General features: G+C 69.8%; 17 protein-coding genes and 1 pseudogene. 10 read left to right on the top strand and 8 right to left on the bottom strand.

Annotated features, from left to right (window positions below):
- The first annotated feature begins 213 nt into the window (after window positions 1–213).
- Window positions 214–4,098, top strand: a complete 3,885-nt coding sequence (pglY, locus tag OG870_RS13630; RefSeq protein WP_327690901.1) for a BREX-2 system ATPase PglY — start codon at window positions 214–216, stop codon at window positions 4,096–4,098.
- A complete protein-coding gene (gene pglZ / locus OG870_RS13625; protein ID WP_327690900.1) occupies window positions 4,095–7,001 on the top strand; it encodes a BREX-2 system phosphatase PglZ in 2,907 nt (968 codons plus the stop codon). The genes pglY and pglZ overlap by 4 nt, the downstream gene beginning before the upstream one ends.
- Before the next feature lie 106 nt (window positions 7,002–7,107).
- Here pglZ and OG870_RS13620 read toward each other — a convergent pair whose 3' ends face one another.
- Together OG870_RS13620 and OG870_RS13615 are read right to left on the bottom strand one after the other, a co-directional pair.
- Entirely contained in the window at window positions 7,108–8,154 is a 1,047-nt protein-coding gene (locus OG870_RS13620; protein ID WP_266585106.1) for a CBS domain-containing protein, read from the bottom strand.
- Window positions 8,151–9,968 carry a GmrSD restriction endonuclease domain-containing protein gene (locus tag OG870_RS13615; RefSeq protein ID WP_266585108.1) on the bottom strand — a complete coding sequence of 606 codons (1,818 nt, stop codon included), beginning with the start codon at window positions 9,966–9,968 and terminating at the stop codon, window positions 8,151–8,153. Before OG870_RS13615 ends, OG870_RS13620 begins: the two co-directional genes overlap by 4 nt.
- Before the next feature lie 177 nt (window positions 9,969–10,145).
- On the opposite strand from OG870_RS13615, the gene brxD reads away from it, so the two are divergent.
- Both brxD and OG870_RS13605 read left to right on the top strand, forming a co-directional pair.
- A complete protein-coding gene (gene brxD / locus OG870_RS13610; RefSeq protein WP_266923854.1) occupies window positions 10,146–11,495 on the top strand; it encodes a BREX system ATP-binding protein BrxD in 1,350 nt (449 codons plus the stop codon).
- Complete coding sequence (locus tag OG870_RS13605; RefSeq protein WP_327690899.1) at window positions 11,495–13,693, top strand: DEAD/DEAH box helicase; 2,199 nt, start codon at window positions 11,495–11,497, stop codon at window positions 13,691–13,693. The genes brxD and OG870_RS13605 overlap by 1 nt, the downstream gene beginning before the upstream one ends.
- A 101-nt stretch (window positions 13,694–13,794) precedes the next feature.
- On the opposite strand, the gene OG870_RS13600 is transcribed toward OG870_RS13605, so the two are convergent.
- Both OG870_RS13600 and OG870_RS13595 read right to left on the bottom strand, forming a co-directional pair.
- Window positions 13,795–14,481: a response regulator transcription factor gene (locus OG870_RS13600; protein ID WP_266585114.1), complete on the bottom strand. Its 687-nt coding sequence runs from the start codon at window positions 14,479–14,481 to the stop codon at window positions 13,795–13,797.
- Window positions 14,478–15,656, bottom strand: coding sequence for a sensor histidine kinase (locus OG870_RS13595; RefSeq protein ID WP_266513318.1), 1,179 nt, complete (start codon window positions 15,654–15,656; stop codon window positions 14,478–14,480). Before OG870_RS13595 ends, OG870_RS13600 begins: the two co-directional genes overlap by 4 nt.
- A 341-nt stretch (window positions 15,657–15,997) precedes the next feature.
- Here OG870_RS13595 and OG870_RS13590 point away from each other — a divergent pair, with 341 nt between their 5' ends.
- The 3 genes and pseudogenes from OG870_RS13590 to OG870_RS13580 form a co-directional block, all read left to right on the top strand.
- The gene (locus tag OG870_RS13590) at window positions 15,998–16,537 is read left to right on the top strand and encodes a hypothetical protein (RefSeq protein ID WP_327690898.1); all 540 of its coding nucleotides are present in this window, start codon (window positions 15,998–16,000) and stop codon (window positions 16,535–16,537) included.
- Window positions 16,538–17,404: 867 nt separating this feature from the next.
- On the top strand, window positions 17,405–18,067 hold the full coding sequence (locus tag OG870_RS13585) for an AfsR/SARP family transcriptional regulator (RefSeq protein ID WP_266513311.1): 663 nt from the start codon (window positions 17,405–17,407) through the stop codon (window positions 18,065–18,067).
- A 16-nt stretch (window positions 18,068–18,083) separates the two neighbouring features.
- A pseudogene (locus OG870_RS13580) lies at window positions 18,084–18,689 on the top strand (response regulator); the annotation flags it as partial.
- A gap of 53 nt (window positions 18,690–18,742) precedes the next feature.
- On the opposite strand, the gene OG870_RS13575 reads toward OG870_RS13580, so the two are convergent.
- From OG870_RS13575 to OG870_RS13560, 4 genes are read right to left on the bottom strand one after another with little or no spacing between them, the layout of a single operon-like run.
- Window positions 18,743–19,984: an Nramp family divalent metal transporter gene (locus OG870_RS13575; RefSeq protein WP_266585120.1), complete on the bottom strand. Its 1,242-nt coding sequence runs from the start codon at window positions 19,982–19,984 to the stop codon at window positions 18,743–18,745.
- Window positions 19,981–20,250, bottom strand: a complete 270-nt coding sequence (locus tag OG870_RS13570; RefSeq protein WP_266513305.1) for an acyl carrier protein — start codon at window positions 20,248–20,250, stop codon at window positions 19,981–19,983. Before OG870_RS13570 ends, OG870_RS13575 begins: the two co-directional genes overlap by 4 nt.
- Window positions 20,247–21,179 carry an acyl-ACP desaturase gene (locus OG870_RS13565; RefSeq protein ID WP_266513304.1) on the bottom strand — a complete coding sequence of 311 codons (933 nt, stop codon included), beginning with the start codon at window positions 21,177–21,179 and terminating at the stop codon, window positions 20,247–20,249. Before OG870_RS13565 ends, OG870_RS13570 begins: the two co-directional genes overlap by 4 nt.
- 29 nt (window positions 21,180–21,208) lie before the next feature.
- Window positions 21,209–22,429 (bottom strand): beta-ketoacyl-[acyl-carrier-protein] synthase family protein, encoded by a 1,221-nt coding sequence (locus OG870_RS13560; protein WP_266513302.1) that lies wholly within the window; start codon window positions 22,427–22,429, stop codon window positions 21,209–21,211.
- Between the two features lie 160 nt (window positions 22,430–22,589).
- On the opposite strand from OG870_RS13560, the gene OG870_RS13555 reads away from it, so the two are divergent.
- From OG870_RS13555 to OG870_RS13545, 3 genes are read left to right on the top strand one after another with little or no spacing between them, the layout of a single operon-like run.
- Complete coding sequence (locus OG870_RS13555; protein ID WP_266585122.1) at window positions 22,590–24,389, top strand: fatty acyl-AMP ligase; 1,800 nt, start codon at window positions 22,590–22,592, stop codon at window positions 24,387–24,389.
- Window positions 24,390–24,420: 31 nt separating this feature from the next.
- Window positions 24,421–25,383, top strand: coding sequence for a R2-like ligand-binding oxidase (locus OG870_RS13550; protein WP_266513297.1), 963 nt, complete (start codon window positions 24,421–24,423; stop codon window positions 25,381–25,383).
- Window positions 25,380–26,927 (top strand): GMC family oxidoreductase, encoded by a 1,548-nt coding sequence (locus tag OG870_RS13545; RefSeq protein ID WP_266585124.1) that lies wholly within the window; start codon window positions 25,380–25,382, stop codon window positions 26,925–26,927. Before OG870_RS13550 ends, OG870_RS13545 begins: the two co-directional genes overlap by 4 nt.

The raw sequence follows: 26,927 nt of genomic DNA, 5'->3' as shown, positions 1-26,927 counted from the left end.
CGGCCGATGCCGTGAGCGTCGTTCCCGTCAGGTCACCGCACGACCGGCTCCGTCCTCGCCACCGGCCAGGACAGCCGGCCCGCCGCACCGGTCATCCGCACCCCTGTGCCCCGCCCCACCCCTCGGACCGGCCTCGGGCCTCGGCGGCGGACCCCGCACGACACCGAGTACGAGCAGCAGCACCGACCACCGTCAGGGAGAGCGAGACCCGCAATGGCCCAGCCGCCCCTCCTCAGCGATGTCATCGACATCAAAGAGAACATCTCCACCTCGGACTTCGTGCTGTCCCTCGCCGAGGCGACGACACCCGAAGGCGCACAGAACGCGCTCAAGGACTACGTCGTCACCGAGCGGCTGCTGGAGAACTTCGACGAGGCGCTGGCCCTTATCAAGTCCTCGCTCGACGGACACCGCTCCAAGGCGGCCTACCTGCACGGCTCGTTCGGTTCCGGTAAGTCCCACTTCATGGCCGTGCTGTACGCGTTGCTCAGCGGCGACCCGGCCGCCCGTGCCCGTACCGAGTTCGACCCGGTGCTGACCAGGCAAGAGTGGCTGACCACGGACGGCAAGAGGTTCCTGCTCGTGCCGTACCACATGCTCGGCGCGAAGGCCCTCGAACAGCGGGTGCTCGGCGGGTACGTCACGCACGTCAAGAAGCTGCACCCGGACGCGCCGACCCCGCAGGTGTACCGGACCGACTCCCTCTTCGCCGACATCCGCGCCAACCGTGCCACCTACGGTGACGAGGCGGTCATCCGCGGCCTGGGCGGCGGCGACGCGGGCGACGGGGAAACGGACGAGTGGGGTGAGGGCTTCGCCTGGACCCCGCAGCTCCTCGACACCGCGCTCGCCGCCGAGGAGAACCACGAGGGGGGCACCCCGCTCAACCTCCGCAACCCCTCCACCCCGGCCGAGTTGCGCGCCAAGCTGGTCAACGACGCCAGCACCAACCTTTTTCCCGGCTTCGCCAAGAACGCCGTCGAGAACGAGCACGGCTTCGTCTCCCTTGACGCCGGTCTGTCCGTCATCGCCGAGCACGCCAAGTCGCTCGGCTACGACGGCCTGATCCTGTTCCTGGACGAGTTGATCCTCTGGCTCGCGACTCTCATCCACGAGCAGAAGTTCGTGGCCCGCGAGGCCAGCAAGATCACGAATTTCGTGGAGGGCGGCGACGCCCGGCGTGCCATCCCCGTCGTGTCGTTCATCGCCCGCCAGCGCGACCTGCGTGAACTCGTCGGTGAAGAGGTGTCCGGCGCGGCGGAAGCCTCCATCCAGGACACCCTGAACCTGGCCTCCGGCCGGTTCGACAAGATCACCCTGGAGGACCGCAACCTCCCGCAGATCGCTCACGCGCGCATCCTCAAGCCGAAGGACGCCGAGGCGGAACGGCTCGTCGACGCGGCCTTCGAGCAGACCAAGCGGGTCGGCACCCAGGTCTGGGACACCCTCCTCGGCTCGGAGAAGGGCACGACCGGCGCGGACGCGGAGTCGTTCCGGCTGACGTACCCGTTCTCGCCGGCGTTCATGGACACCCTCGTCCACATCTCGTCCGCGCTGCAGCGCTCCCGTACCGGTCTGAAGCTGATGGGCCAGCTGCTCGCCGACCACCGCAACGAGATCCGGCTCGGGCAGCTCATCCCGGTCGGCGACCTCTACCCGGTGATCGCAGCGGGCGGCGACAAGCCGTTCACCGACAGCCTGAAGGTCGTCTTTGAGGCCGCCGACAAGCTCTACAAGACCAAGCTTCGGCCCTACCTCCTCAGCTCGTACGACATCACCGAGGACGACGTCGAGCAGTACGTCAACCGGCCCGAGGCCATCGCCGACCCGCAGCGCGCCAACCGCTGCCGCATGTTCGTCGGCGACAACCGGCTCGTGTGCACCCTGCTGCTCTCGGCGCTCGCGCCCAGCGTGCCCTCCCTGGCGGAGCTGACCATCCGTCGGCTCGGCGCCCTCAACCACGGGTCCGTCCTCGCGCCGATCCCGGGCGCCGAGGTCGGCATCATCAAGAACAAGGTCGCCGAGTGGGCGGCCCGGTTCCCCGAGATCAAGGAGACCGGCACCGACGCCAACCCCGGCGTGCGGCTGGAGCTGTCCGGCGTCGACGTGGACTCCGTCATCGCCAACGCTCAAGTCAACGACAACCCCGGCAACCGGGTCGCTCTCGCCCGGCGTCTGCTGTCCGAGGAACTGGGCGTCGAGCACGGGCAGTTGAGCGACCAGCTCGGCTTCACCTGGCGCGGTACCTCCCGCACCGCCGAGATCGTGTTCGGGAACGTCGCCGATGAGGACGAGCTGCCCGACCACGACCTGATGCCGCAGGAGGACGGCCGCTGGCGTATCGCCATAGACCTCCCCTTCGACGAGGGCGAGTGGGGCCCGGTCGAGGACGTCAACCGCATCCGGCGGCTGCGCGAGCGCCAGCAGGGCGAGCGGTCCCGCATCGTCGCCTGGCTGCCCGCCCATCTGTCCGCGCAGCGCTTCGCCGACTTCCGGCGTCTCGTCGTCATCGACAAGGCCCTCTCCGACGAGCACCGCTTCGACACCCAGTACGCCGGCCACCTCAACGCCGACAACCGCAGCCGCGCCAAGGGCCTCCTCGAAACCCAGCGTGAGGCTCTGCTCAAGCAGGTCAAGGGCGCCTTCAAGCAGGCCTACGGTCTAGCCCAGAAGCAGGCCGCCGACGTCGTGCCCGACTTCGACGACCACCTCGTCCCGCTGCCCGATGTCGACGGCCTCACCCTGTCCTTCGGGCAGAGCCTGCACGACGGCATCCGGCACGTCGCGGGCAAGCTGCTCGCCCACCAGTACCCGGCGCACCCCGACCTCGACCCCGACGGCACCGGCACCGCCGTCAAGTCAGTCGACACCAAGAAGGTGTTCACCCACGTCCGGTCCGCCGCGGAAGCGCGTGACGGGCGGGTGGAGGTCCCGGCCACCGACCGCAAGCTCATGCAGCGGATCGCCGGGCCCCTGCGCCTCGGGCAGCAGAAGGAGGCGTACTTCGAGCTGTCCCGCTACTGGGCCGACCACTTCCGCCAGCTCGCCAGCGCCCAGGGCGTCACCGGGGACCTGTCCCTGATCACCCTGACCGATTGGACGGACAAGCCCGACCCGCGCGGCCTGCCCGACTTCCTCGCCCGGCTCGTCGTCGCCGCGTTCGCCGAGATGGACGACCGGGTGTGGGTGCGCGGCGGCACCGTACTCGACCCCGCGCCCGAACTGTCCGCGATCAAGGACCATGACGCGCTGCGCAGCCAGCCACTGCCCGCCGAGTCCGACTGGGACACGGCACGGCAGCGCTTCGAGACGATCTTCGGGCAGAAGGCTCCCGCCCTGCGGCGCGGCCGGATGGTCAACCAGTTCGCCCGCCAGATCATCGAGGCCGCCCGCGCCCACCGGGACCACGCGGCGGACCTGGTGCACCAGTTGGAGGCCCACGCCTCCTTCCTCGGTCTCGACCAGACCGCCGACACCGGACGACTCGCCCTCGCCCGCCGCTCCCTGCAACTGCTGGACGCGCTCACGGCGGAGGCCGGCAAGGGCGCGGCCGGGGCGAAGAAGACCGTGGAGGCCCTCGCCTCCTTCGACCTCGGCGAGACCAGCGCCGACCGGTACGGGACCTCCATCAAGCAGGCCCGCGGAGTCGCGGAGGCCGTCGCCTCCGCGCCCTGGAGCACCCTCGAACTCGCGGCCGGACTCGGCCCCGAGGGCGCGGCACTGCTCGACTCGCTGCGCAACGTGGCCCGCGACGACCAGCGCACCGCGGACCTGCGCGACGCCCTGGCCCGTACCCAGCGCGAGGTCGTCGCCCTGGTGAAGCGCACTCAGGCAGCCACCCCGCCGCCCCCTCCCGTCGCACCCCAGCCCACGGCTGACGACCTGTCCCTGAACACGCCGACGAGCGACCCGCGCATCCCGTACGCCCCGCAGGAGACACCCACACCGGCCGCCTCCGGCAGCGGCTCCGCGCGGACGTCCGGTGGCCGCCGTACGACCGCGGCACGCGCCGCCGCCGACCTCCAGGCGGAACTGTCCGAACTGGCTGCCCGCCACCCCGACGCGACCATCGAGATCACCTGGAAGGTCGTCGAATGACGGACACCGTCGCCGCCGTCCCGGGCGCCGTCCGGCTGAACAGCGCGACCGTCACCCAGTACCTGTCCTCGCAGTCCTCCCTCGCCGCCTCCCTCACCGGAGATGGCGGAGGCAGGCGCCGGGTCGTGCTGCTGCGGTCCGCACCTCAGTGGGACGGGCCCGCCGAACCCGCCTGGGGCGAGGGCCGGACGGCCGGCGTCGCGGTGGCGCCCTCACCGCTCGCCGTCCACGAACTCGTCCTCGACCACCTGACGGGCCGCCGCCCCGGCCCCGCCGTCCTGGTCGTCCTCACCGACCGCGAGCAGAACGAACTCGACCCGGCGATCCTCGCCCGCGTCCACAAGCTGCGTATCGACACGGTCGACAGCTGGGACGTCGTGCGGGAGGCGTTCGGCGCGCGACAGATCGACCCGCGCCTCAAGGACATCAACTGGGCGGCCGAAGCCCTGCTCGACGCCACTCCGCCCGGCGGTTGGCCGCCCGTGCCCGGCGGTTGGCTGTCCCGGCAGTACGCTCTCACCGCGCTCGCCCAGCGCCGCCTGCGTCTCGGCCGTTACGACACTGAGAGTGGCACGCGGCGCCCAGGTGACGACCGGCTCGGTGCGCAGACACTGTTGAACTGGTCGACCCGCCCCAGCGCCTCCGACGGGCTGCTCGGGTTGCGCGGCCCTGAGCGCGCCGGACTGACCGCCTTCCTCGGCGAGGAGGACCAGGCGGGCCTCGCCGGACGCGCCCTGCTCGCCCTCGTCGACGCCGAACGTGGCTCGGACGCCGCTGCCTTCGGCCTCGTGTGCGCGGCCCTGTGGCAGCACGCCGAGCCCGCCCCGGAGACCTACCAGGCCCGGGGCCGTGCCGAACGTTACTTCGGTGATCAGCCCCCGGCGGTCGCCGAACAACTCGACGCCTTGGTAACCGCCTTCGGCAGGTCCGCCGAGGAGTACGTGACCACGCTGCTGGCAGTCGGATACCGCAACGGTGGAGCCGACGCCGACCGGGCCCGCGAGGCACGCCGCACTACCGGCATGGTGCTCGACCGGGCGGCCGTGCTGGCGCGCCAATTCGGTGCGGAGGCAGTCGTAGCGGCGAGCCCCGTCCTGCGCGGCGGACTCGACGCACGGTTCACCGCGGTCGGCCAGGCCCTCGCGACGGGTGACACGGCCGCCGTGGCTGAGGCCGTGCTGCGCCTGGCTGACCACCGGCTCGCCAGTGATCCGGAGGAATCCGCCCGCATAGAGCGCGCGCGTATGGGGCAGCGTCTCGCCCGCTGGCTGGCCACCGACCCGTCCGCCGATGCCCCCACCGTCGCCGACGCCATAAAGAGGCACATCACCGAGACCGGCTGGGCCGACCTCGCCCTTGAGCACATCGAGGCCGGCGGCGACGCGAACCTCGTGCTCAAGTCCGCCTACGACACCCTGGGCACCCGCGTCCGGGACCTGCGCCAGCAGATCGACGCGTCCTTCGCGCGCTGCCTGGCCGGCTGGACCAAGGCCGGCACCCAGCCGGGCAGCATGCTCACCGTCGAGACCTTCCTCGACCGCGTGGTCGGACCGGTCGTCCGGCGCGGAGAGGAGCGGCGGGTGCTGCTGCTCGTGCTCGACGGCATGAGCGCGGCCATAGCGAACGAGCTAGGCGAGGAACTGCGCCGCTCCTGGGCGGAGTTCGACCCACTGTCCGAGGACGATCCCCTCCGGAGGGCGATGGCCGCCGCCCTGCCCACCGTGACGGCCGTATCCCGGACGTCGCTCTTCGCGGGCACTCTGATGAAGGGCACTCAGGCCGATGAGAAGCGGCTCTTCCCTGCTCTGAAGCTGTGGGGCGGGGCCCCGGCCGCCGTATTCCACAAGGATGACCTGCGGACCGACATGGCGGGCGACACCTTCGGTTCGGCGCTCACGGAAGCGCTCACCGACGGCAGAACTCATGTCGCTGTCGTCCTCAACGCCATTGACGACCGGCTTGCCAAGGAACAGAAGCTCGGCGACGGAGCCTGGCGGGTCGACGACGTACCCGGCCTGCGCGACCTGCTCCGGGTGGCGGCGGCCCAGGGCATGGCCGTCATCGTCACCAGCGACCACGGCCACGTCGTCGACCGTCATGGCACCAAAGCCGACGCCGCCACCGAACCCGCCTCCGCGCGCCACCGCCTGCCCGGCGGCGGTCCGCTCGGCGAACGGGAGATCGCCCTTTCCGGGCCGCGCGTGGTGTGGCCAGAAGCTGGTGCGTCCATCGTCGCGCTCTGGGACGCAGACTCGCGCTACACCGCCCTCAAGGCGGGCTACCACGGCGGGGCCTCCCTCGCCGAGTTCACCATCCCGGTGCTCGCCTTCCTGCCGTTCGGGGCGGAACCGCCCAAGAGCTGGAGGGAGTTGGGGGATCAGCGGCCGATCTGGTGGGCTCCGGAGGAGGCGGGGAGGCCGGTCACGGACGAGCGTGCGGCTCAGATGGCCGACGCGGCTCCGAGGAAGGGCACCGCGAAACCCCGGAAGAAGCAACCGGACCCCGGGACGCTGCCCGACGCCCTCTTCGACGTGGCGCTGACCGCCAAGGCGGATGATGCCCTCCTCACTCCGACCGCCGTATCACGGACCGAGGCGCTCGTGACGGCGCTGCTCGACTCGGAGACATACCAGGGGCAGCTCGACGGTCTGGCCCGCAAGCCGCAGCAGGAACAGGTCCACAAGGCCCTCGCCGCACTGCTCGACGCGGGCGGCACGCTGCCGGTGACCGCGCTCGCCCAGCGTGCGGGCATGCCCGCCACCCGGAGCGACGGCTTCGCCGCGGTCCTGCGGCAGCTCCTCAACTACGACGGGGTACAAGTGCTGGAGACCCTGCCGGACGGGCGCACGCTACGGCTCCATGAGGCGTTGCTGCGTGAGCAGTTCGCCCTTCGAGCCGGCTGACAGCGTTCGGGGTGCCCCCCGGCGTTCGCCTGGAGGCACCCCGAACGCGACTCACTGTTCCCGAGAGGAAGCAGCCGGCGTTGCCTTCGTCTGCCGCTGCGCTGCTTCAGGCCACGAACGCCCGCAGCACCTTCGCGAAGGTCGTCAGCTCGTCGATCAGCTCCTGCGGAAGCGGCTTCTCGTCGAAGTGTGCGATCCGGTTGCGGATGTCCTTCACTCGCTTCAGTCGGCCGATGAACTGTTCCCTGGGCATGTTGGGCCACTTGAGGGCTTCCCAGTTGGCGTCGGCCGCTTCGGCCAGCGATGTCTTCGTCTGGTCGCCGTCCAGGAGCCTCAGATAGTCACCGAACATGAGGTCGGATACTTGGCCGGTGCGGTGCTCGGGCTTCTTGTTCGTCTGGACGGCCTTGATGGTCTCCTCGTCCAGCGCCGCGCCCAGGCAGCGGCGCAGCAGGGACTCGATCTCGCCAACGATGAAAAAGGGCCGTGCCGCGCCCTCGAAGCGGTCCGTGACGTCCGCGGCGGTGACAATGCCCGAGAGGCAGCCGTCGTCGCCACGGACCAGGAGGTAGCCGTGTTCGCGGATGACCGGCAGGGCGGAGAAGAACTCCTGGCGGGTGTCGGCGACCGGAAGCGAGTCCTTCTCCATCGCGTTGTCCAGCGTCGGCTGCTTGCCCGCCTCGTACATCTTGGCGACAGAGCCCCAGGTGACCACTCCGTGGATCTGCGCCATGCCGGTGGTCACCGGGACCTGCGCGACGCCCTTCGTGCGCATCAGGAACGTCGTTTGCGCGAGGGGTGTACCGGGACCGACGGACACCAGTCCGCGTCGCGCCGATGGAATGTCCCCGAGCAGAAGCCGCTGTGGAAGGGCGGCCGAAGGCAGTGCCTCCTCCGTCTCGTCCTCCTCCGTGTCGGCGGAGGCGGCCTGCGCCGGAATGGACGCGAGCGGCACCACGTCGACGTTGCTGCGCAGGCCGCAGACGGCGAAGTCCGGCAGTGTCGTCAGCCCGGCGTCCGTGAGGGCATGCGAGATACGGTGCACCGTCCGGTGGTCGCGGACCCTGACCTGGAACAGGTCGAGGATGTCCTGCACGGGCACGGTCCTGCCCTTGAGCGCGGCGAGGTCCTGCCCGCTCGGTGGGGTCGTCATCGGGCGTCGCCCTCCGCGAGGTCACGGAGCATGGTCCTCTTGCCCATGGCGGCGTGCACGAGATCCTGCAGCTGCTTGGAACGGTCGTTGTAGAACCGTTCGTAGTCGTTGTCGCGGAGTGCTTCCGGATCGATGAGGTGGGTGGCGAGGACATCGTCGAACCACTCGGGGCGCATGTCGGAGGCGGCGACCATGGTGGACACGTAGGACGCCGGCGCCCCGGTCATGTCCATCGCCGCGCGGTAGGACAGGGGGGTCTTGTTCACGATGGAGTTCGTGGGCAGGCCCTCGCTGTTGCCCCGCCGGAACCAGGTCTTGGGGAAGACCTGCCGGACGTCCACGCTGTACTCGTCGAGCCTGCCGGGGTTGAGAGGGCTGTCCGTGTAGTGCCAGTCCACTGCGCCCTGCTTGATCAGCAGGGCGTAGATGCCCTTGTAGGCGGCACTGTTGCGGGTGGTGAGGCTGTCGAGGCGGTCGGCGAAGAAGAACGCATCCGTGACGGTGTCGGGCGCCCGGTCCTCCTGCGCGATCCAGGGGACGAGCTGTTCGACGTCACGGGTGAAGCGAGTCTCGGTGGAGCCTCCGTACATCTCGCCGAGGACGCCGCACCAGTACCACTGTTCGGTCTTTTCCTCCGCTCCCAGGCTGTCCAGCGCCGTGTCGAGGATGGCACGGACGGCTGCGAGCGGGACGAGTTGCGTCTTGTACGGCAGGTCGCTCGGGCGGACGATGCACTGCCGTTCCAGGAAGTCGCCCACCCAGGCGAAGGCCTCGGCGAGCTTCGGCGCCAAGCGGACGAAATCGGCCAGCGGGAGGTCCAGCAGATCCCGGCGCTTGCACGACACCGTCGACCCGATGCCGGCCTGCTTCCGCTCCCACGTGCGCACCAGGGCGATGGCCTGCAGGAAGTCGATACTGCTCAGTCCGTTCTCGATGCTGCTGTCCAGACGGCCGAAGACCGGGTACTTGGCCGCCAGCCCTTGCTTGATCTCCCGCCACACTTCAGGGAGTTGGTAGTAGTCCCCGGTCCCGTCCACGTACTCGCGGTCCCCGGCATAGGTGGCGGTGAGCAGTTCGAAGACGTTCAGCGGCACACCCCCCGTGTTGACCCGCTCGAACACCGCACAGACGGCATCCATGGAGGTGGAGGCGGCCAGCCGGATCATCGGGACCTGGAAGGCGCGAACCTGCTGGAGGACCAAATCGTCGAACTGCCCCCACAGGTCCCAGTTCCGGTCCTCGTCCGCCTTGACGTACGACATCATCCACTGGTTCACGCGCTGGGCGTCGAAGACGAGATGCAGGGGGAAGACACCGGCCGCGCACTCATTCTCCGTGGTGCTCAGATCCAGCACCACCGTGCGGTTGAAGTCGGTACGTAGCACCTTGTCTGCCGGGACGGACAGGATGGCCTCGTCGCGGTCCGCGGGCGGGCCGACCGCCTTCGCGATGTCGACGTAGTACCACCGCTCGATGGGCTTGTTACGGGCATCCGCGGTCTCCACCGGGGCGTCCAGCCACAGGGCCTGGAAGAGGGAGGTGAGACGCTGCTGCCCGTCCAACAGGAGGAGGTCCGCGGCCGGATCCCCGTCCGGGCGTGCCCCGGTGAGCGTCCGGGAGCGGAACCGGGTGGCACCGCCGGTCTGGAGCGTCATCACCACACCGAGCGGGTAATCCAGCGTCACTGTCGCGATGATCGCGCGGATCCGGTCGTCGTCCCACTTCCAGTTCCGCTGAAAGTCGGGCAACTGTAAGGAGCCCGATGCCACGTCCGCGAGTACGTCCTTCAGCTTCACATTGTCCAGTGCCGCCACGTTCGTTCCACTCCCCACCCAGGCATATGTACGGAGAGTGATTCCAGCAGCGTCTTCAGGTGACCGTCAACCGATTCAACGAAGTAGGCGGCTCGTCGCAGTGCCCTCAGGGACCGTGGGCCGACCGGCTTCCGGTCCCCATACGGTGGTGCCCGTAGAAATGGAAGACTGGTGCTTGTGAGCACCACCGGATCCCAGCGCCCCACGCAGGTGAGCGCCGCCCGTCGCCGTATCGTCATCGACGCCCTGCGGCGCGGTGCTGTGCCCGACAGCGGGCTCGACCTACTGGCCACCGGACTTGACCGGTTCGAGGCGGCCCTGGACGCAGAGCTGGACGCCGTGGCGTCCGGCGGCTCCGTGTTCAAGGCCGTGCGGGGCGAGTACGGGTCCGGAAAGACGTTCTTCACTCGTTGGCTGGGGGAACGGGCCAAGCGCCGTAACTTCGCCGTCGCCGAGATCCAGGTCTCGGAGAACGAGACCCCGCTGCACCGGCTGGAAACGGTCTACAGGCGGCTCACCGAACGGCTCACCACCTCCAGTTTCCCACCCAGCGCGCTGCGGCCCGTGGCCGACGCCTGGTTCTACGCCCTGGAGGAGGACGCCCTCGCGGCCGGCGCGACCGAGGACGAACTTCCGGGCGAGGTGGAGAAGCTGCTTGCCGCGCGGCTCGCCGAGGTCTCCCGGCACGCCCCGTCCTTCGCCACCGCTCTGCGCGGCTACCGGGCCGCCCTCGCGGACGGCGACGAGGCGACCGCTGCGGCCGTCCTGGCGTGGCTCGGCGGCCAGCCGCATGTCGCGGCCTCCGCGCGCCGGACCGCGGGGGTGCGTGGCGACCTCGACCACTTCGGCGCTCTCGGGTTCCTGCAGGGGCTCCTCACCGTGCTGCGCGACTCCGGGCACACCGGGCTGTTCGTCGTCCTCGATGAGGTGGAGACGCTGCAGCGGGTCCGGTCGGACGCCCGGGACAAGGCACTCAACGCGCTGCGGCAGCTGATCGACGAAGTGCACTCAGGCCGCTTCCCCGGGCTCTACCTGGTCATCACGGGCACCCCGGCCTTCTATGACGGTCAGCAGGGCGTGCAGCGCCTGGCCCCGCTGGCTCAGCGGCTGGCCACCGACTTCACCACCGACCCCCGCTTCGACAACCCTCGCGCCGTGCAGATCAGGCTGCCCGGCTTCAACCAGGAGTCCCTGGTCGGACTCGGCGTCACCATCCGCGACCTGTACGCCGATGCCGCGGAAGCACCGGAGCGCGTGCGGAAGGTCGTCGACGACGCGTACGTCGCGGACCTGGCGCTGGCCGTCGGCGGAGCGCTGGGAGGCAAGGTCGGGGTGGCTCCCCGGCTGTTCCTGAAGAAACTCGTCGGGGATGTGCTCGACCGTGTGGACCAGTTCGACGACTTCGACCCCCGGCAGCACTACCGGCTCACCGTCGCCAGCAGCGAACTCACCGACGTCGAACGGAACCTGGCCGCCGCCGTCTCCGGAAACTCCGCATCGGCCGACGACATCGACCTGGAGCTGTGATGGCAGACGGGGACCCGGCGGGGAAAGACCCGAGTGACGAGCGCGCCGACGTACTCGACCGGCTCGACCCCGTGGTCCTGCATCACATCGTCAACACCCTCGGCTGGCCCGACCTGCGGCCCCTGCAGCGCGCGGCGATCACCCCGCTCATGGAGGGACAGGACGCCGTACTGCTGGCTCCGACGGCCGGCGGCAAGACCGAGGCGGCCTGCTTCCCCCTGCTGTCGGCGATGACCGAGCAGAAGTGGACCGGAACATCCGTGCTGTACCTGTGCCCGCTCAAGGCACTCCTCAACAACCTGGCCGGCCGTGTCGATGCGTACGCCCAGTGGCTTGGGCGACGCGCCGCGCTCTGGCACGGCGACACCAAGGAATCGCAACGGCAGCGCATCCGGCGCGAGGCGCCGGACGTCCTGCTGACCACACCCGAGTCGCTCGAAGCGATGCTGATCGGCGTCAAGACCGACCACGCCCGTCTGTTGGGGAGCGTGCGGGCCGTCGTCGTCGACGAAGTGCACGCGTTCGCAGGGGACGACCGGGGATGGCACCTGCTGGCCGTGCTCGAACGGTTGGAGCGGGTCACCGGACGGCCCATCCAGCGCGTCGGGCTCTCGGCGACTGTCGGCAACCCCGCCGAGTTGCTGCACTGGCTGCAAGGCGCAGGCGCCGGCCGCCGCACCGGTCAGGTCGTCGCTCCTGGGGTGCAACCGCCGGCCGCCGATGGCAGCGGCGGACACGGCGACAAGGTGGTCGCGGAACCCTTTCACAGGCCGGCGGGCGAAGTGGAACTCGACTACGTCGGCTCCCTGGACAACGCAGCCAAACTCATCGCGGCATTGCACAGGGGAGAGAAGCGGCTCGTCTTCTGCGATTCACGCCGCCAAGTCGAGGAGCTGGGCGCCGCGCTTCGTGCGCGCGAGGTGACCGTCTTCCTGTCTCACGCCTCCCTCTCGGTCGACGAGCGGACCCGTTCAGAGCAGGCATTCGCCGAGGCACGCGACTGCGTCATTGTCTCCACGTCAACCCTCGAGCTCGGCATTGACGTCGGTGACCTGGACCGCGTCATCCAGATCGACTCGCCGGCCTCCGTCGCTTCATTCCTGCAACGCATCGGACGCACGGGGCGGCGGTCGGGCACGGTGCGCAACTGTCTTTTCCTGACCACTCGCAAGGAAACGCTGCTCCAGGCGGCGGGCTTGCTGTTGATGTGGTCGCGCGGCTGGGTGGAACCGGTCGTCCCCCCGCCCGAGCCGCGCCACCTGGTGGCCCAGCAACTGCTCGCCGTCACCCTGCAACAGCACAAGCTCGGCGATCAGTTGTGGGACCGGCAGTGGAACGGCCTCGCCCCCTTCGACAAGTCGGCTGCTCCCATCCTGCGCTTCCTCAGGGAGGAGGGTTTCCTCGACAGCGACGGCGGCATGCTGTTCGTCGGTCCCGAGGCGGAACACCGCTTCGGCAAGCGGCACTTCATCGAACTCACCGCCTCCTTCACCGCACCGCCGCAGTTCACGGTCCTGTCCGGACGCACAGAGATCGGCCGCACCGACCCGAGCGTGCTCACCGAGGAACGCCCCGGCCCCAGACGGTTGCTGCTCGGCGGACGCAGTTGGCAGGTCACGTACATCGACTGGCTACGTAAGCGCGTTTTCGTCGAGCCGGCTGACGGCGGCGGCATCGCCAAGTGGATGAACGGCGGAGTCGCCGGACTGTCATACGCCCTGACGCGTGCCATGCGCGAGGTTCTGCTGGGCACGGATCCGCCCGTCTCCCTTACCCGGCGTGCGGAGGCGTGCCTGGCGGAGCAGGGTGAGGTGGACGCACCGGACACCGTGCATCCGGGCGGCACCCTGGTGGCGCGCGTCGGCAGCGACGTGCGCTGGTGGACGTGGGCTGGTTATCGCGCCAATGCCACCCTGGCAGCCACCCTGCAGTCGGTGACCGATCCGCTGCAGCGGCCCACTGACAGCTGGCTGCGCCTGCGCGAGAACCTCACCCCGGCCGACTGGCATGCGGCCCGTGACAACGTCGGCGAGAACCTCGTCCTGCCTGACGTGGACCGCCGGGCCGTACGCGGCCTGAAGTTCTCCGCCGCCCTCCCGGAAAGCCTCGCCGTGGCCACCGTGGCGGCCCGCTTGGCCGATTTCGAGAACGCTCGGTCGGTCCTCGGCGAGCCGGCACGCTTTCAGTACGACGGCTGAACCGGAGTCGCCGAGGCCGCTGAAGACGGGCGCTGCACGGTTACGCCTACGGCCTGACCGGGGTCATCCCGATGTGGGCCAGTCATTTCGACGGGGACCAGTTATCCCGACGAGGGCCGCTCCGCGATGCCTCGGGCGTACGCGTAGTGGACCGCGGCGGCTCTGTCCCGGCTTCCGGTCTTGGCGAAGATGCGGTTGATGTGCGTTTTCACGGTGGCTTCCGTGACGAACAGGGTGTGTGCGATCTCCCGGTTGGTCTGTCCCTGCGCGATCAGCCGCAGCACGTCGGTCTCGCGTGCGGTCAGGCCGCCCGGGTCCTGCGACAGCAGGGGGCCGCCGGCGGCCGCGGCCAGCAGGCGGGTCTGTACGGTCGGGTCGAGGATGGCCTGGCCCGCGGCAGCGGCCGCCAGGGCGCGGCCGATCTCGGCCTGTGTGGCGTCCTTGGTCAAGAAGCCCAACGCCCCGGCCTGCAGGGCGTGCAGGATCGACGCGTCATCGTCGTAGGTGGTCAAGATGACCACCTGTACATTCGGATGGTCGGCGCGGATCGCTTTGGTCGCCTCGATTCCGTCGCGGCGCGGCATGTGCAGGTCCATCAACACCACCTGCGGTGCGTGCCGGGCGACCGCTTCGATCGCCGCGTCGCCGTCGCCGACCTGGGCCACCACATCGATGTCGGGCAGCAGGCCGAGCAGCAGACCCAAACCCTCGCGGACAGCGGTCTGATCGTCGGCGATCACGATCCGGATCGGCGCCTGTGCGCTCTGCATACCGTTCTGCACACTCATGACGGAATCCTCGCCGTAAGCTGCCAGCCGCCGTCCAGCGGGCCCGCGCTGAGCTGCCCTCCGGCCAGCTCGGCGCGCTCGCGCAACCCGGTCAGACCGTAGCCCGCGCCGGTGTCGGCCAGCGGTGCCGCCGCGTCGGATGCCGGATTGGTCACCGTGAGTCTCGTCTCCGTCTCCTGATAGTCCAGGGTGATCGACACCGGCGCGTCCGGCGCGTGCTTACGGACGTTGGTCAATGCCTCCTGAGCCGTACGCAACAGCGCCAGCCCGGCTTGCGCGGGCAACGCCTTGACGTCGCCCGTGACCGCCAGGGTCGCGGCCGAGCCGTCGGCGTCCTGATAGTCCTCGGCCAACGTGGCCAGCAGCGCCGGTAGTTGCTCGGCGTCGTCCTCATGGTCCTCGCGCAAGGCGTGGATGGCGCGCCTGGTCTCGATCAGACCTTCACGCGCAAGACTGCCGGCCCGTCTGACGCAGGTGGACGCCGTCGCGAGATCCGGATGCTTCGGCAGACCGTCACTGTTGAGCAGCGCCGAGGCGGCCTGCAACTGCACTGACAGCGAAGCCATCGAATGCGCGAGTACATCGTGGATCTCCCGGGCGATCCGCGCACGTTCGGCCAACGCGGCCACCCTTGCCTCCTCTATGGACAACCTCGCGCTCTGCTCAAGTAGCTGCTCGGCCTGTCGCGCGCGTGCGGAGTAGTCGTCGCGGACCCGCCCGGCGAAGAAGAACCAGCAGTACAGCAACAGACTGACGGCGAGTTTGGCCGTGTTGCCGCCCACAGCGAGTTGTCCGCACGCCGCGCCCAGGCAGGCGAGCGCCGTGACACCCAGAGCGGCGGTCAGCTCCAGCAGGTAGCCGGCCATGAACCCGGCCAGGCAGCCGAACACCAGGCTGACACCGTGGTGTTGCAGTGAGGCGAGCAGGCCGCCGCCCGCCGCCAGACCGCCGAGCGCCAGCGTCAGGACGCGTCGGTCGAGCAACTCGGCGAAGACGCACAACGCCCAGCACAGCGCGGCGACCGACAACGCCAGCGCGATGGCGAGTCCACGGCCCTCGGCGGCGGGAGCCGGATGCCCGGTGAGGCTCTCCGCTATGACCAGAACGAGGCCGAGGGCGCGCGCGGCCCGCAAGGGCCAGGCGAACCACGCGGATCGTGGGGCTGAAGCGGGCATTCAAGCTCCTTCGAGACGCTGCGCTCTTTCCAGAGAGCTTTCCAGAGATCTTTCCACCACTGTGAAAGTCGGTACGCTGCGCCGGAACTTTCGGCGGTAGTGCCCAAGTGGCTGGAAACCTGCGGAAGTTCCGGGTTCTTGGGTTCATCGGCGCCCGCGGCACACGCGGTGCGTGTGTGCGGAACGACGCAGGGGTGTGCGGAACGACGCACGGGTGGAGACCGGGTGGAGGCCGACGGTTCCACCCGGCGTCCACCTGGCTTCAATCCGCAGGCTGAGGCGTCGACGGCACGCGATTCCTAGCCTTGAGGATGTCGGAACCACCGGAGTGACACAAGGAGATGCTCATGGGCGCCAGCGTTTGGATCGTCAACCTCGCGGTGCTGATCGCGGTGCTTGAGGCCGATCTGGGTCGCCGCAAAATCACCTGGTTCCGGATCGCCAGGCCGCTGCTGCTGTCGGCTGTGATCATTCCCGTGTACATCAAGAACCCCTCGTCCAGCGGTTCCGGACTCGCTCTGGAGGTGGCCGGCGCCGTGGTGGGCATCCTGTTCGGGCTTTCGGCGGGCGCCCTGATGAAGGTGCACCGCGACCCGGCGACCGGACGTGCGGTCTCCCGCGCGGGTATGGGCTACGCAGCTCTGTGGGTCGCGGCGATCGGCGCCCGTCTCTTCTTCGTGTACGGGGCGAACCACATCTTCGACCAGCAGCTCGGCCGCTGGCTCGTGAACCACCACATCAGCTCCCACGCGCTGACCGATGCCCTCATCTTCATGGCGGTGACGATGACCCTCTCGCGCACGGCGACGCTGGTCGGCAGGGCCATGACGGCCAAGCCGGCGGCCGTCACGCAGACCGCATCGCTGGCTGCCGTCAATTGACAACTGCCGGGCGAGGCGGCCGTGTCGGACCCAGGTCCGGCTCGACGGCACGTGCGGCACATGCGGCACACGCGGCCGATCTGATGTTCCCGAAGCCCATGACGTCCCTGAAGCCCCTGAAGTCCCCAAGGTTCCTGAAGTCCCCGAAGTCCCCAAGGTTCCTGATGTTCCTGAAGTCCCCGTCGGCCTTGCTCGCCGACGGGGACTTCTCGTACCGGCATCCGTAGCCTCCTCTGCCGTGATTGATCTCGATGTCGCCTCGACCTGGCGTCGATCACGGTTATAGGGCAACCTGCTGTGGAGCTCTCGTCACCCTGCGTCTCCCAAAGGGGCGTTTCACTGCTGCCGAAGTGAGCAGTGCGCAACCTCGCAGAGGGTCGTCTGTAGCCTGCGGCGCGGCCATCCTGAGATCCTTGCGGAGGAGTCAGGCCCCTAACAGCTGTATGACCGGGTTTAGGGGATTGAGTCAACACGGGGAGCTCGATGAAGAACTGGAATATCGCCATGACCGCGCTCGGCGCATTGTGCCTGAGCTTGGCGGTGTCGCTGGGTGCGCATCACGCGGGACCCTCTGATCAAGCGTCAGCTGCTGTTCAGCACGCTACAGCCGGAAATTCAGGTGCCGTGGGCATCTCGTTGTGCATATCTGTAACGCCGGACGATCCGGGCTGGGACTGCACCACGTAGCCCGCCAAAGGCGCGCCGCGGAATTCTCGAATTCGCGGCGCGCCCGTGCGCGGCATTAATGAACGAACGGAGTGGTCAGAGGTAAGGGGGACGTTCATGGAATTGCGCATTCTTGGGCCGATAGAAGCCTGGCATTCCGGCGAAGAAATACGACTTGACGGGACCAAACAACGAACATTCTTGGCTTCATTGCTGCTCGGTCAGGGACGCATCGTTCATGATGTCCGGCTGGCCGAACATCTGTGGGGAACGAATCCGCCGTCCACGCTGGACGCCCAGCTCTACACATACGCCTCGCGACTGCGTTCCTATCTGGACGGGCATGTACGCGTGGTGCGCCGGGCTCCGGGGTACCTGCTGCACACCGACGGAGCGTGGATCGACATCGTGGAGTTCGACAGGCAGCGCCGTCGGGGCGACGCCGCACGGGACGAGGGCCACCACGCGGCAGCCGCCGCGGCCTACCGTGACGCGCTGGCGCTGTGGCGAGGACCCGCGCTCGCAGGGGGCGCCGACCCGCTGATCAGCGCCGAGGCCGCCGCCCTGGAGGAGACGCGGCTGGCGGTGCTGGAACGGCGCATCGAGGCCGAGGTCGAACTGGGCCGCGCCGTCGAACTCCTGCCGGAGCTGCGCTCGCTGGTGTCCTGCCATCCCCTGCACGAAGGCTTCCGGGCTTCGCTCATGACCGCCCTCTACGGGGCGAACCGCCAGTCGGAGGCCCTGCTTGAGTACGACAAGATGCGCCGCATCCTGCAGGAGGAGCTCGGCGTGTATCCGGGGCCGGGGCTCAGCAGGCTGTTCCAGGGGATACTCGCCGGCGAACTGCCCCAGAAGGTCGCCTGAGGTGAGCCTTGCCGTGATGCTCGTCGACGATCACGCGATCGTCCGCGAGGGGTTCAAGCACGTGCTGCAGGCGCAGGACGGCATCGACGTCGTGGTCGCGGCGGACCGGTCCCCGCAGACGCATCTGCTGGCCCGTCGGCACGAGCCGGACGTCATACTCGTCGACACCCGCATGGACGCCGGCAGCGGCCAGGCCTTCCTGGACCGGCTGCAGACCTCGGTCCGCGCGGAGCGGACCAGGATCGCGTTGCTGACCGACACGGCCGACGACGCGGAGTTGTTCAGGGCGTTGCGCGCCGGGATCAGCGGAGTCCTGCTCAAGGACATGTCGGCGCCCGAGCTGGTCCACGCGGTCCGGTCGATCGCCCGCGGGCATGCGGTGATCGGGCCGGCGCTGACGCGCCGGCTCATCGACCGCTTCGAGATCTTCCTGCCGCCCGAGGACGCCTTCAGTTACACCGTCAGCGTGCTCACGGAGCGGGAGCGTGACGTCCTGACCGCCATCGGCAACGGCGGCTCCAACCAGCAGATCGCACGTGATCTGCATCTGACGACCGCCACGGTGAAGTCGCACGTGTCCAACATCCTGTCCAAGCTGAGCCTGCCCAGCCGGGTGCACGCGGCACTGCTCGCCTATCGCATCGGGCTGGTGCGCGGACACGGCGGCCCGGAACGTCATACGGCTTCCACGACGGTCCACACGTTCAACGTGACCAAGGCGCAGGACAGTGCCGTCGCCACCGCCGTCGTCCAGACGCCGGCCCGGCGTTCGCCCATCACGTCCTCGCGGCGTGAGAGCCAGATCAACGGTGCCAGGCCGAACGGGACTCCGAACGAGAGCACGATCTGAGACAACACCAGCGCCCGGGTGGGGCTGACCCCTGCGCTCAGCAGAATCAGCGCCGGGACGAGTGTCACCAGACGGCGTACCGTCGCGGGAGGCGAACGGCGCAGGAAGCCGCGCATCACCTCCTGGCCCGCGTAGACGCCGACTCCGGTCGAGGCGAGTCCGGCCACGAGCAGCGCCAGGGCCAGGATCAGCGCGGCCGTGGGGCTCTGCGCCGACAGGATGTGATGCGTCTGCTCCATCGTCACCGAGGCGTCGGCGCGTCCGTGCAGGACGCCGGCGAAGATGGCGAGCATCGAGAGGTTGACGATGCCGGCGACGGTCATCGCGGTCGTCACGTTCAGCCGGTGCGCCCTGACCCCCGCGTCGACGTCGACGCGGGGCGTCCGCGCGGCCAACGCCGAGTGCAGATAGATCACATGAGGCATGATCGTCGCGCCGACCAGGCCGGCCATCAAGGCGGCGCCGTCGCCGGCGGGCAGCTGCGGAGCGAGTCCGGCCGCGGCCCCGTGGACCGACGGACGTACGACGGTGACGACGGCGGCGAAGCAGACGAACACCGTCGTCAGCGCCGTGGCCATCACCCGTTCCACCCCGCGCCGGCCACCCGGCGTCGCAGCCATGATCAGGAAACCGACCGCACCGGCGAGCAGCCCGCCGGCGAGCAGCGGCATGCCGGTGAGCATGTTCAGGGCGGTGGCCGTACCGGCGACCTCGGCCAGGTCGGTGGCGGCGCACACCAACTCGGCCTGCAGCCACAGCGGCCACACCGCGGCCGGCCGTAGCCGCTCCCGGCAGAGCTGGGACAGACCCGCGCCGCTGACGGCGCCGAGTTTGGCCGCGAGGTACTGCACGAACGCCGCGGCGACGCTCGCGGTGAGCGCCGCCCACATCAGCGCGTATCCGACCCCGGCCCCGGCGGCGGCGCTCGCCGCGAAGTTGCCCGGATCCACATAGGCCATGCCGGCCACCGCGGCCGGGCCGACGAGCGACGCGGCCCTCCCGGCCGCCGGCTGCACGAGGCGCCGGGAGCGGCCGGGAGGGCGCGGCGGGGAAAGGAGGCGCGTCACGTCGCCGTGGCGACCAGATCGATGATGTCGCCGACCGTGCGCAGGTCCTTGATCTTGTCGTCGGAGACGGAGACCTGCAGCTCGTCCTGGATCGTGACGGCGATTTCCATCATCGTCAGCGAGTCGATTCCCAGGTCATCGACGAGTCCTCGGTCCGGAGTGAGGTCGGTCGCCGGGATCGCGGCGATCAGCTCGAAGATCTCCGTGACCTTCGTCGTGGCTTCCTCCCTGGTCAGGGGCTTGGCCTGCTCGGCGGGTATGGTCATGATGTCCTCCTTGTGGTGGGGCGGGCGGCACGGTCTCTCGCGTTCGCCGCCTCGATCTGTTCGCTCTGCCGGGCGGCCGCCCGGTCCAAATCGGCCATGAACTCACCGAGCCGCTCCTGTGCGGCGCCGGCCTGCGCGTCGAGACCGCCGGTGTCCAGGACCTTCAGGTAACGCAGCAACGGCGCGGCGACCTCGTCGTGGTGGGTCCGCAGATTGAAAATCCCTGATCTGGCCACGGTCAGGCTGCGCCGGGCGAAGCCGGGAATGCCGCGTCCTGGCATGGCGAACTCGCGCAGGATCCGTTCCACGGCGATGACCGTCGCCGACGGGTCGAGGTCCAGCGCGGTCTCCACCAGGGTGCGGTAGAACACCATGTGCAGGTTCTCGTCGACGGCGATCCTCGCCAGCAGCCGGTCCGCGATCGGATCGCCGCAGGCGCGGCCGGCGTTGCGGTGCGCGACGCGGGTGGCCAGCTCCTGGAAGGTGACGTAGACGACGGAGCTGAGCGGATCGTCTCCGCGGCCCGGATAGCCGATCCCGACCGCGGCCATCCGGGTGCGCTCCAGGCCGATCGGATCGACGCCCCGGGTCACCAGCAGGTAGTCGCGCAGCGCCTGTCCGTGCCTGCCTTCCTCCGCGGTCCACCGGTGCACCCAGGTGCCCCACGGTCCGTCCAGGCCGAACCGCTCGGCGATGATGTGGTGGTAGGAGGGCAGGTTGTCCTCGGTGAGCAGATTGATCTCCAACGCCGCCTGCGCCTCGGGCGTCAGGCGCGACTGGCCCGGCTCCCACGGCTCGGTGTCGAAGTCACGCCCCTCGGACCAGGGCACGTACTCGTGGGGGAACCACTCCTTGGCCGTTGCCAGATGGCGGTTGAGGTTCTTCTCGACCACCGGCTCCAGCTCGGCGAGCAAATCGAGTTGTGTCACGGGTGCTTCCCTTTTCGTTGTTCGCCGATTCACGGTTTGACGAAGGCGAGCACGACGTTGTGACCGCCGAACCCGAACGAATTGGACAGCGCGGCGTCGACCCGGGTGTGCAGCGCCGTGGTGACCACGTCGAGCTTGATCTGCGGGTCCTGACGGTGCAGGTTGCGGGTCGGCGGGAGCACGTCGTCGCGGACCGACAGCGCGGTGAAGACGGCCTCGACGGCGCCGGAGCCGCCGATCATGTGCCCGGTGCCCGCCTTGGTCGCGCTGACCAGGACGTGGCCGCCGACTCCGTCCACGAGGGCGCTCGCCTCGGCGATGTCGCCGGCCGAGGTGCCGGTGGCGTGCGCGTTGACGTGCACCACGTCGGCGGCGCGCAGCCGCGCCTGTTCCATGGCGCCGCGCAGTGCCCTGATCTGACCGGCCGGGTCCGGCGCGGTCATGTCCCGCCCGTCCGAGGTCAGTCCGGCACCGGCAAGCCGGGCGTGCACCCGCGCGCCACGCGCCCGGGCGTGCTCCTCCGTCTCCAGCAGCATGGCACCGGCACCCTCGGCGAGAACGAAGCCGTCCCGGTCGGAGTCGAACGGGCGCAACGCGCCCTCCGGATCGTCGATCCGCCGGGACAGGGCCCGCATCTGATCGAAGGCGGTCAGGCCGAGCCGGTGGATGAAGGCGTCGGACCCGCCGGCGAGCACCGCGTCGGCGCGGCCGGATCTGATCAGCGCGAGACCGGTGGCGATCGCCTCGGCACCCGAGGCGCAGGCGCTCACCGGGGTGTGGACACCGGCCCGTGCGGTCAGCTCGATACCGATCGTCGCCGCCGCGCCGCTGGCCATCTGCATCGGCACGGAGAACGGGCTGACCGACTGCGGTCCGCGGCTGCTGATCACCGCGTCATGGCCGAGCACGGTCAGCGGTCCGCCGATTCCGGTGCCCATGACGACGGCGAGACGGTACGGATCGACCTCCGGAGACCCGGCATCGGCCCACGCCTCGCGCGCGGCGATCAGGGCGAGCTGTTGACTGCGGTCCAGCCTGCGGACCTTGACCCGTTCCAGGACCTCGGCGGGTTCCACCTTCACCCTGGCCGCAATCGGCGCGGCCAGCTCCTGGGCCCACGGCTCGGTCAGCCGTGCGGCGCCGCTCTCGCCGGCCAGCAGCGCCCGCCAGGTGCCGGGCACATCGCCGCCGAGGGGAGTGGTCATGCCGAGACCGGTGATCACGACCTGCTGTTCTTCGCTCCTCGTCACGCCGCGACGGTAACGACGTGACGGTGCGCGTCGGCACCGGCGATCGGGCGGGATTCCCCCCTACCAAAGGAGGAGATCGGGGCCGCCGGGAGGCGGTTGTGAGGGCGCCGCGAACACCAGGAGGCTGAGCACACATCTGGTGTCAAAGGAGCGCAGCAGCATGCCATTGGAATCCGGGCGATGGCCGACCCTGGTCGACATGTGCGCGTCGAGAGCCGCCGAGGATCCCGAGCGCGTGTACTTCACCTATCTTCCCGACGGGCGCACCGTCGGCGCGTCGCTGACCGCCGAGGCGGTGGACCGCGGCGCCAGGGCACTGGCGGTGCTGCTGTTGCGGCATGCCGATCCCGGCGACCGGGTTCTGCTGGCGTATCCGCCCGGCCTCGAGTTCATCGTCGGATTCTTCGGCTGCCTGTACGCCGGCCTGATCGCCGTACCGATACCGCCCGTTGAGATCGGCCGCACCGGACCGAAGACCGACAAGGTGGACGCGGTCTGCGGCAGCGCCGAGCCCAGGGTGCTCCTGACCACGCAGTCCGCGCTCACGCGGCTGGACGGGGGCCGGGCCGTCGCGTCGCTGGCCGACGTGGTCTGCCTCGCCTCGGACACGGTTCTCGGCGAGGACGCACGGGAACTGGCGGAAAAGTGGAGCCCTCCGGAGATCGAGCCGGGCTCGGTCGCGTATCTGCAGTACTCGTCCGGGTCGACGGGTGTGCCCAAGGGCGTGACCCTCACCCATCGCAACGTGCTGAACAACCTGGAACTCATCCGGGCCAACGCCTATCGAGGCGAGCTGCGCGCCGGTGAACGCCCCCCGCCCAACGTGCTGTTCCTCCCCTTCTTCCACGACATGGGTCTGGTCAACGGAGTTCTGTCGCCGCTGTACCGCGACTACGAGGCCGTGCACATGTCGCCGATGGCCTTCGTGCAGCGTCCCGTCAGCTGGTTGCGCGCCGTCTCGGACCGCGGCAGGGCGGTGAGTGTCGCGCCGAACTTCGCCTACGAGCTTGCCGTGCGCCGGGTGCCCGAGGAGCAGGTCGCCGAACTCGACCTTTCCGGCTGGGAGTTGGCGGGCGTGGGCGCCGAGCCGGTGCGGCCGGAGACGCTGGAGGCGTTCAGCGCCAAGTTCGCCGCCGCCGGGTTCCGCAGCTCCGCGTTCTTCCCCTGCTACGGGCTGGCCGAGTCGACGGTGATGGTCAGCGGCGGTCCCGCACTGCGCGACCCGGTCATCGCCACTTTCGACGCCGAGCGACTGGCCGCGGGCCGGGTGGTCCCGGTCGCCGGCCGCCGCGGTGTCGCCGGCGTCCAGGCGCTGGTGGGGTGCGGGCAGATCCAGGACACCCTGTGCCTGCGCATCGTCGCTCCGCTGACCCGCCGCGTGTGCGCCGCGGACGAGGTCGGCGAGATCTACATCGCCGGACCCAGCGTCAGCGAGGGTTACTGGAACGCGCCGCGGCAGACCGCCGAGACGTTCGGCATCGAACTGGCCGAAGCACCCGGGCTCCGCTTCCTGGCCACCGGCGACCTCGGATTCGTCCACGACGGCCAGGTGTTCGTCACCGGCCGGCGCAAGGACGCGATCATCCTCAACGGGCTCAACTACTACCCGCACGACATCGAGGCCGCGCTGCACGGAGCCCATCCGGCGTTGCGCGAGGACCGGTGCTGTGCCTTCTCGGTCGACGACGGCAGCCGGGAGCGGCTGGTCGTGCTGACGGAGGTGCAGCGCCGGCACCAGGTGGTGCGGGGGGCGCAGACCGTGCAGGACTCGGTGCGCCGGCCCGTGGACGCCGCCGAGATCGAGACGGCGGTCGCCGCTGCCGTCGCGTCCGCGCAGGGAGTGCGCGTGGACGAGGTGGTGCTGCTGGCGGCCGGTTCACTGCCCTACACCAGCAGCGCCAAGATCAAGCGCGCCGAATGCCGGAGCCGATATCTCGCCAAGCAGCTGGACCTCCTCTGAGCGAGGCCGGCACTTCGGAAAGGAACGAACCATGACGAACCAACCCGACTCACCAGCCCGGCGCACCGGTTACGCGTCGTTGAACGCGGGCGGCATCGACTGGGACATGCTGCCCATGCGGCTGTTCGCGAAGGGCAACCGCAGGTTCTGGAATCCGGCGGACCTCGACTTCACCCGCGACGCCGAGGATTTCGCGGCACTGTCCCCGCAGGCCCAGGAGGCCGTGGCGGTCATGTGCGCCCAGTTCGTGGCGGGCGAGGAGGCGGTCACCCGGGACATCCAGCCGTTCATGTCCGCCGTCGCGTCCGAGGGACGGCTGGGTGACGAGATGTACCTGGCGCAGTTCTGCTTCGAAGAGGCCAAGCACGTCGAGGTCTTCCGCCGGTGGATGGACGCCGTGGGACTGCACGACGATCTCAACGAGTTGGTGACCGGCAACCCCGGCTACCAGGAGATCTTTGGCATCGCCCTGCCGGAGGCGCTGGAGAAACTGCACCACGATCCGAGCCCGGCCAACCAGGTGCGCGCCTCGATCACGTACAACCACCTCGTCGAGGGGACGCTCGCGCTCACCGGCTACTACACCTGGAACCGGTTCTGCACCTCACTCGGGATCTTCCCGGGCATGCGCAGGGTCGTGGAACTGATCGGCGACGACGAGCGGCGGCACATGGCGTGGGGCACGTACACCTGCCGCCGGCACGTCGCCGCCGATCCGGAGAACTGGAACGTCGCCCAGAGCACCATGCGGGAGCTGATACCGCACGCGCTGCGGCAGATCGACTTCGCCGCCAAGTCCTATCCCGCGGACCTGTTCGACATCGAGGTCAAGGAGATCCTGCTGTACGCGAGCAGCCGTCCGCGCCGACGCCTGCGGGCGATCTCCTCGGCGCTGAACGAGTCCGCGGGCGAGGTCGAGCGTGACGTCGTGGCAGAGCGGCTTGAGGAAGAGTTCGCCGACGAGGACCGCCGCAAGGCGAGTACGCCGCGGTGAACGAGGCGTACGACTACGTCGTCGTCGGCGCCGGGGCGGCGGGCGCACCGCTGGCCGCCCGGCTCAGCGAGGACCCGGACACGACCGTGCTGGTGCTTGAGGCGGGACCGGCCGACGACCTGCCCTCGATCGCTGTCCCCGCCCTGTTCCCCGGCTTGTTCGGCAGCGCCGTCGACTGGGCCGACGAGACCGCCCCGCAGCAGCGGCTGGCCGGACGGCGGGTGTACTGGCCGCACGGCAGGACCCTCGGCGGCTCGTCGTCGATCAACGCGATGATGTGGGTCCCCGGCCAGCGAGCCGACTACGACCGCTGGGGCGAACTCGCCGGCCCGCTCTGGTCCTACGCGGCGGTCCGCCCCGTGCTGTCCCGGATCGGCTGCGACGACGGCGCCCCGATGCGCGTCGCGGCGCTGCCCGATCCGGCCCCGGTGACCTCGGCGTTCCTCGACGCCTGCGGCAAGGCCGGGATTCCCCTCGCCGCCGACGAGAACGGCTCGGCGTCCGACGGCGCCCGGCCCACCATGGTGATGCAAGCCGGCGGGCGACGGCGCAGTACGGCGGACGGATATCTGCGGCCCGCCGCGCACCGGCCCAACCTCGTCGTGCGCCACGGAGCGGCCGTACACAAGGTGGAGATCGTCGACGGGCGGGCCGAAGGGGTCCGGTACTCCGTCGACGGCCGGCCGGTCACGGTGACGGCCCGCCGCGAGGTCATCCTGTGCGCGGGGGCCGTCGATTCGCCGAGACTGCTGATGCTGTCCGGGATCGGGCCCGCCGACCGACTGCGCGACCACGGGATCGAGTTGGTCGCCGACGCGCCGGAGGTCGGGCGCAACCTGCGCGACCACCTGGCCGCGATGCTGCTGGTCGAGGCGGCGGAGCCCGGCCCCGATCCGCGCCGTGCTCCGGGGGCGTTCACGCAGTTCCGCGCGAACGGCCGCGGTCCGCTCACCTCCAACCTCGGCGAGGCGTACGCGTTCGTGCGCAGCGACCCGGCGCTGCCGCACCCGGACATCGAACTGGTGCTGCTGACCGGGCAGTTCGTCGACGAGGGGCGCACTCGGTCGCAGTCCGCCGGGTTCACCCTCGCCGTGGTGCTGCTCCAGCCGCGAAGCCGCGGCGAGATCGCGCTGCGCGACGCGGATCCGCTGTCCCGGCCGCTGATCGATCCGGGATATCTGAGCGATCCGGAGGACCGGCGAGTCCTGGACGCCGGGCTGCGCATCGCGGAGGAGGTGCTCGCCACCGAGCCCCTCGCCTCGGAGGCCGGCGCCCCCGTACAACCGGCGCTGCCCCCCGGCCCGGACCGCCGTCACGCCGCCGTCCAGGCGGCGCAGTCGCTCTACCACCCGACCGGAACATGCCGGATGGGAACCGACCCGGCGTCCGTCGTGGACGAACGGCTCCGGGTGCGCGGCCTCCGCGGCCTGCGGGTGGCGGACGCCTCGGTCATGCCGGAGATCGTGCGCGGACACACCGCCGCGCCGTCGATGCTCATCGGTGAGCGCGCCGCGGAACTGATCGCGGCCGAGCGAAAGGGCTGA

Source organism: Streptomyces sp. NBC_00461 (assembly GCF_036013935.1).
In the GTDB taxonomy this organism is placed as follows: domain Bacteria; phylum Actinomycetota; class Actinomycetes; order Streptomycetales; family Streptomycetaceae; genus Streptomyces.
The sequence above is the reverse complement of the archived record's forward strand: the minus strand, read 5'-3'. Positions and strand labels throughout refer to the sequence as shown.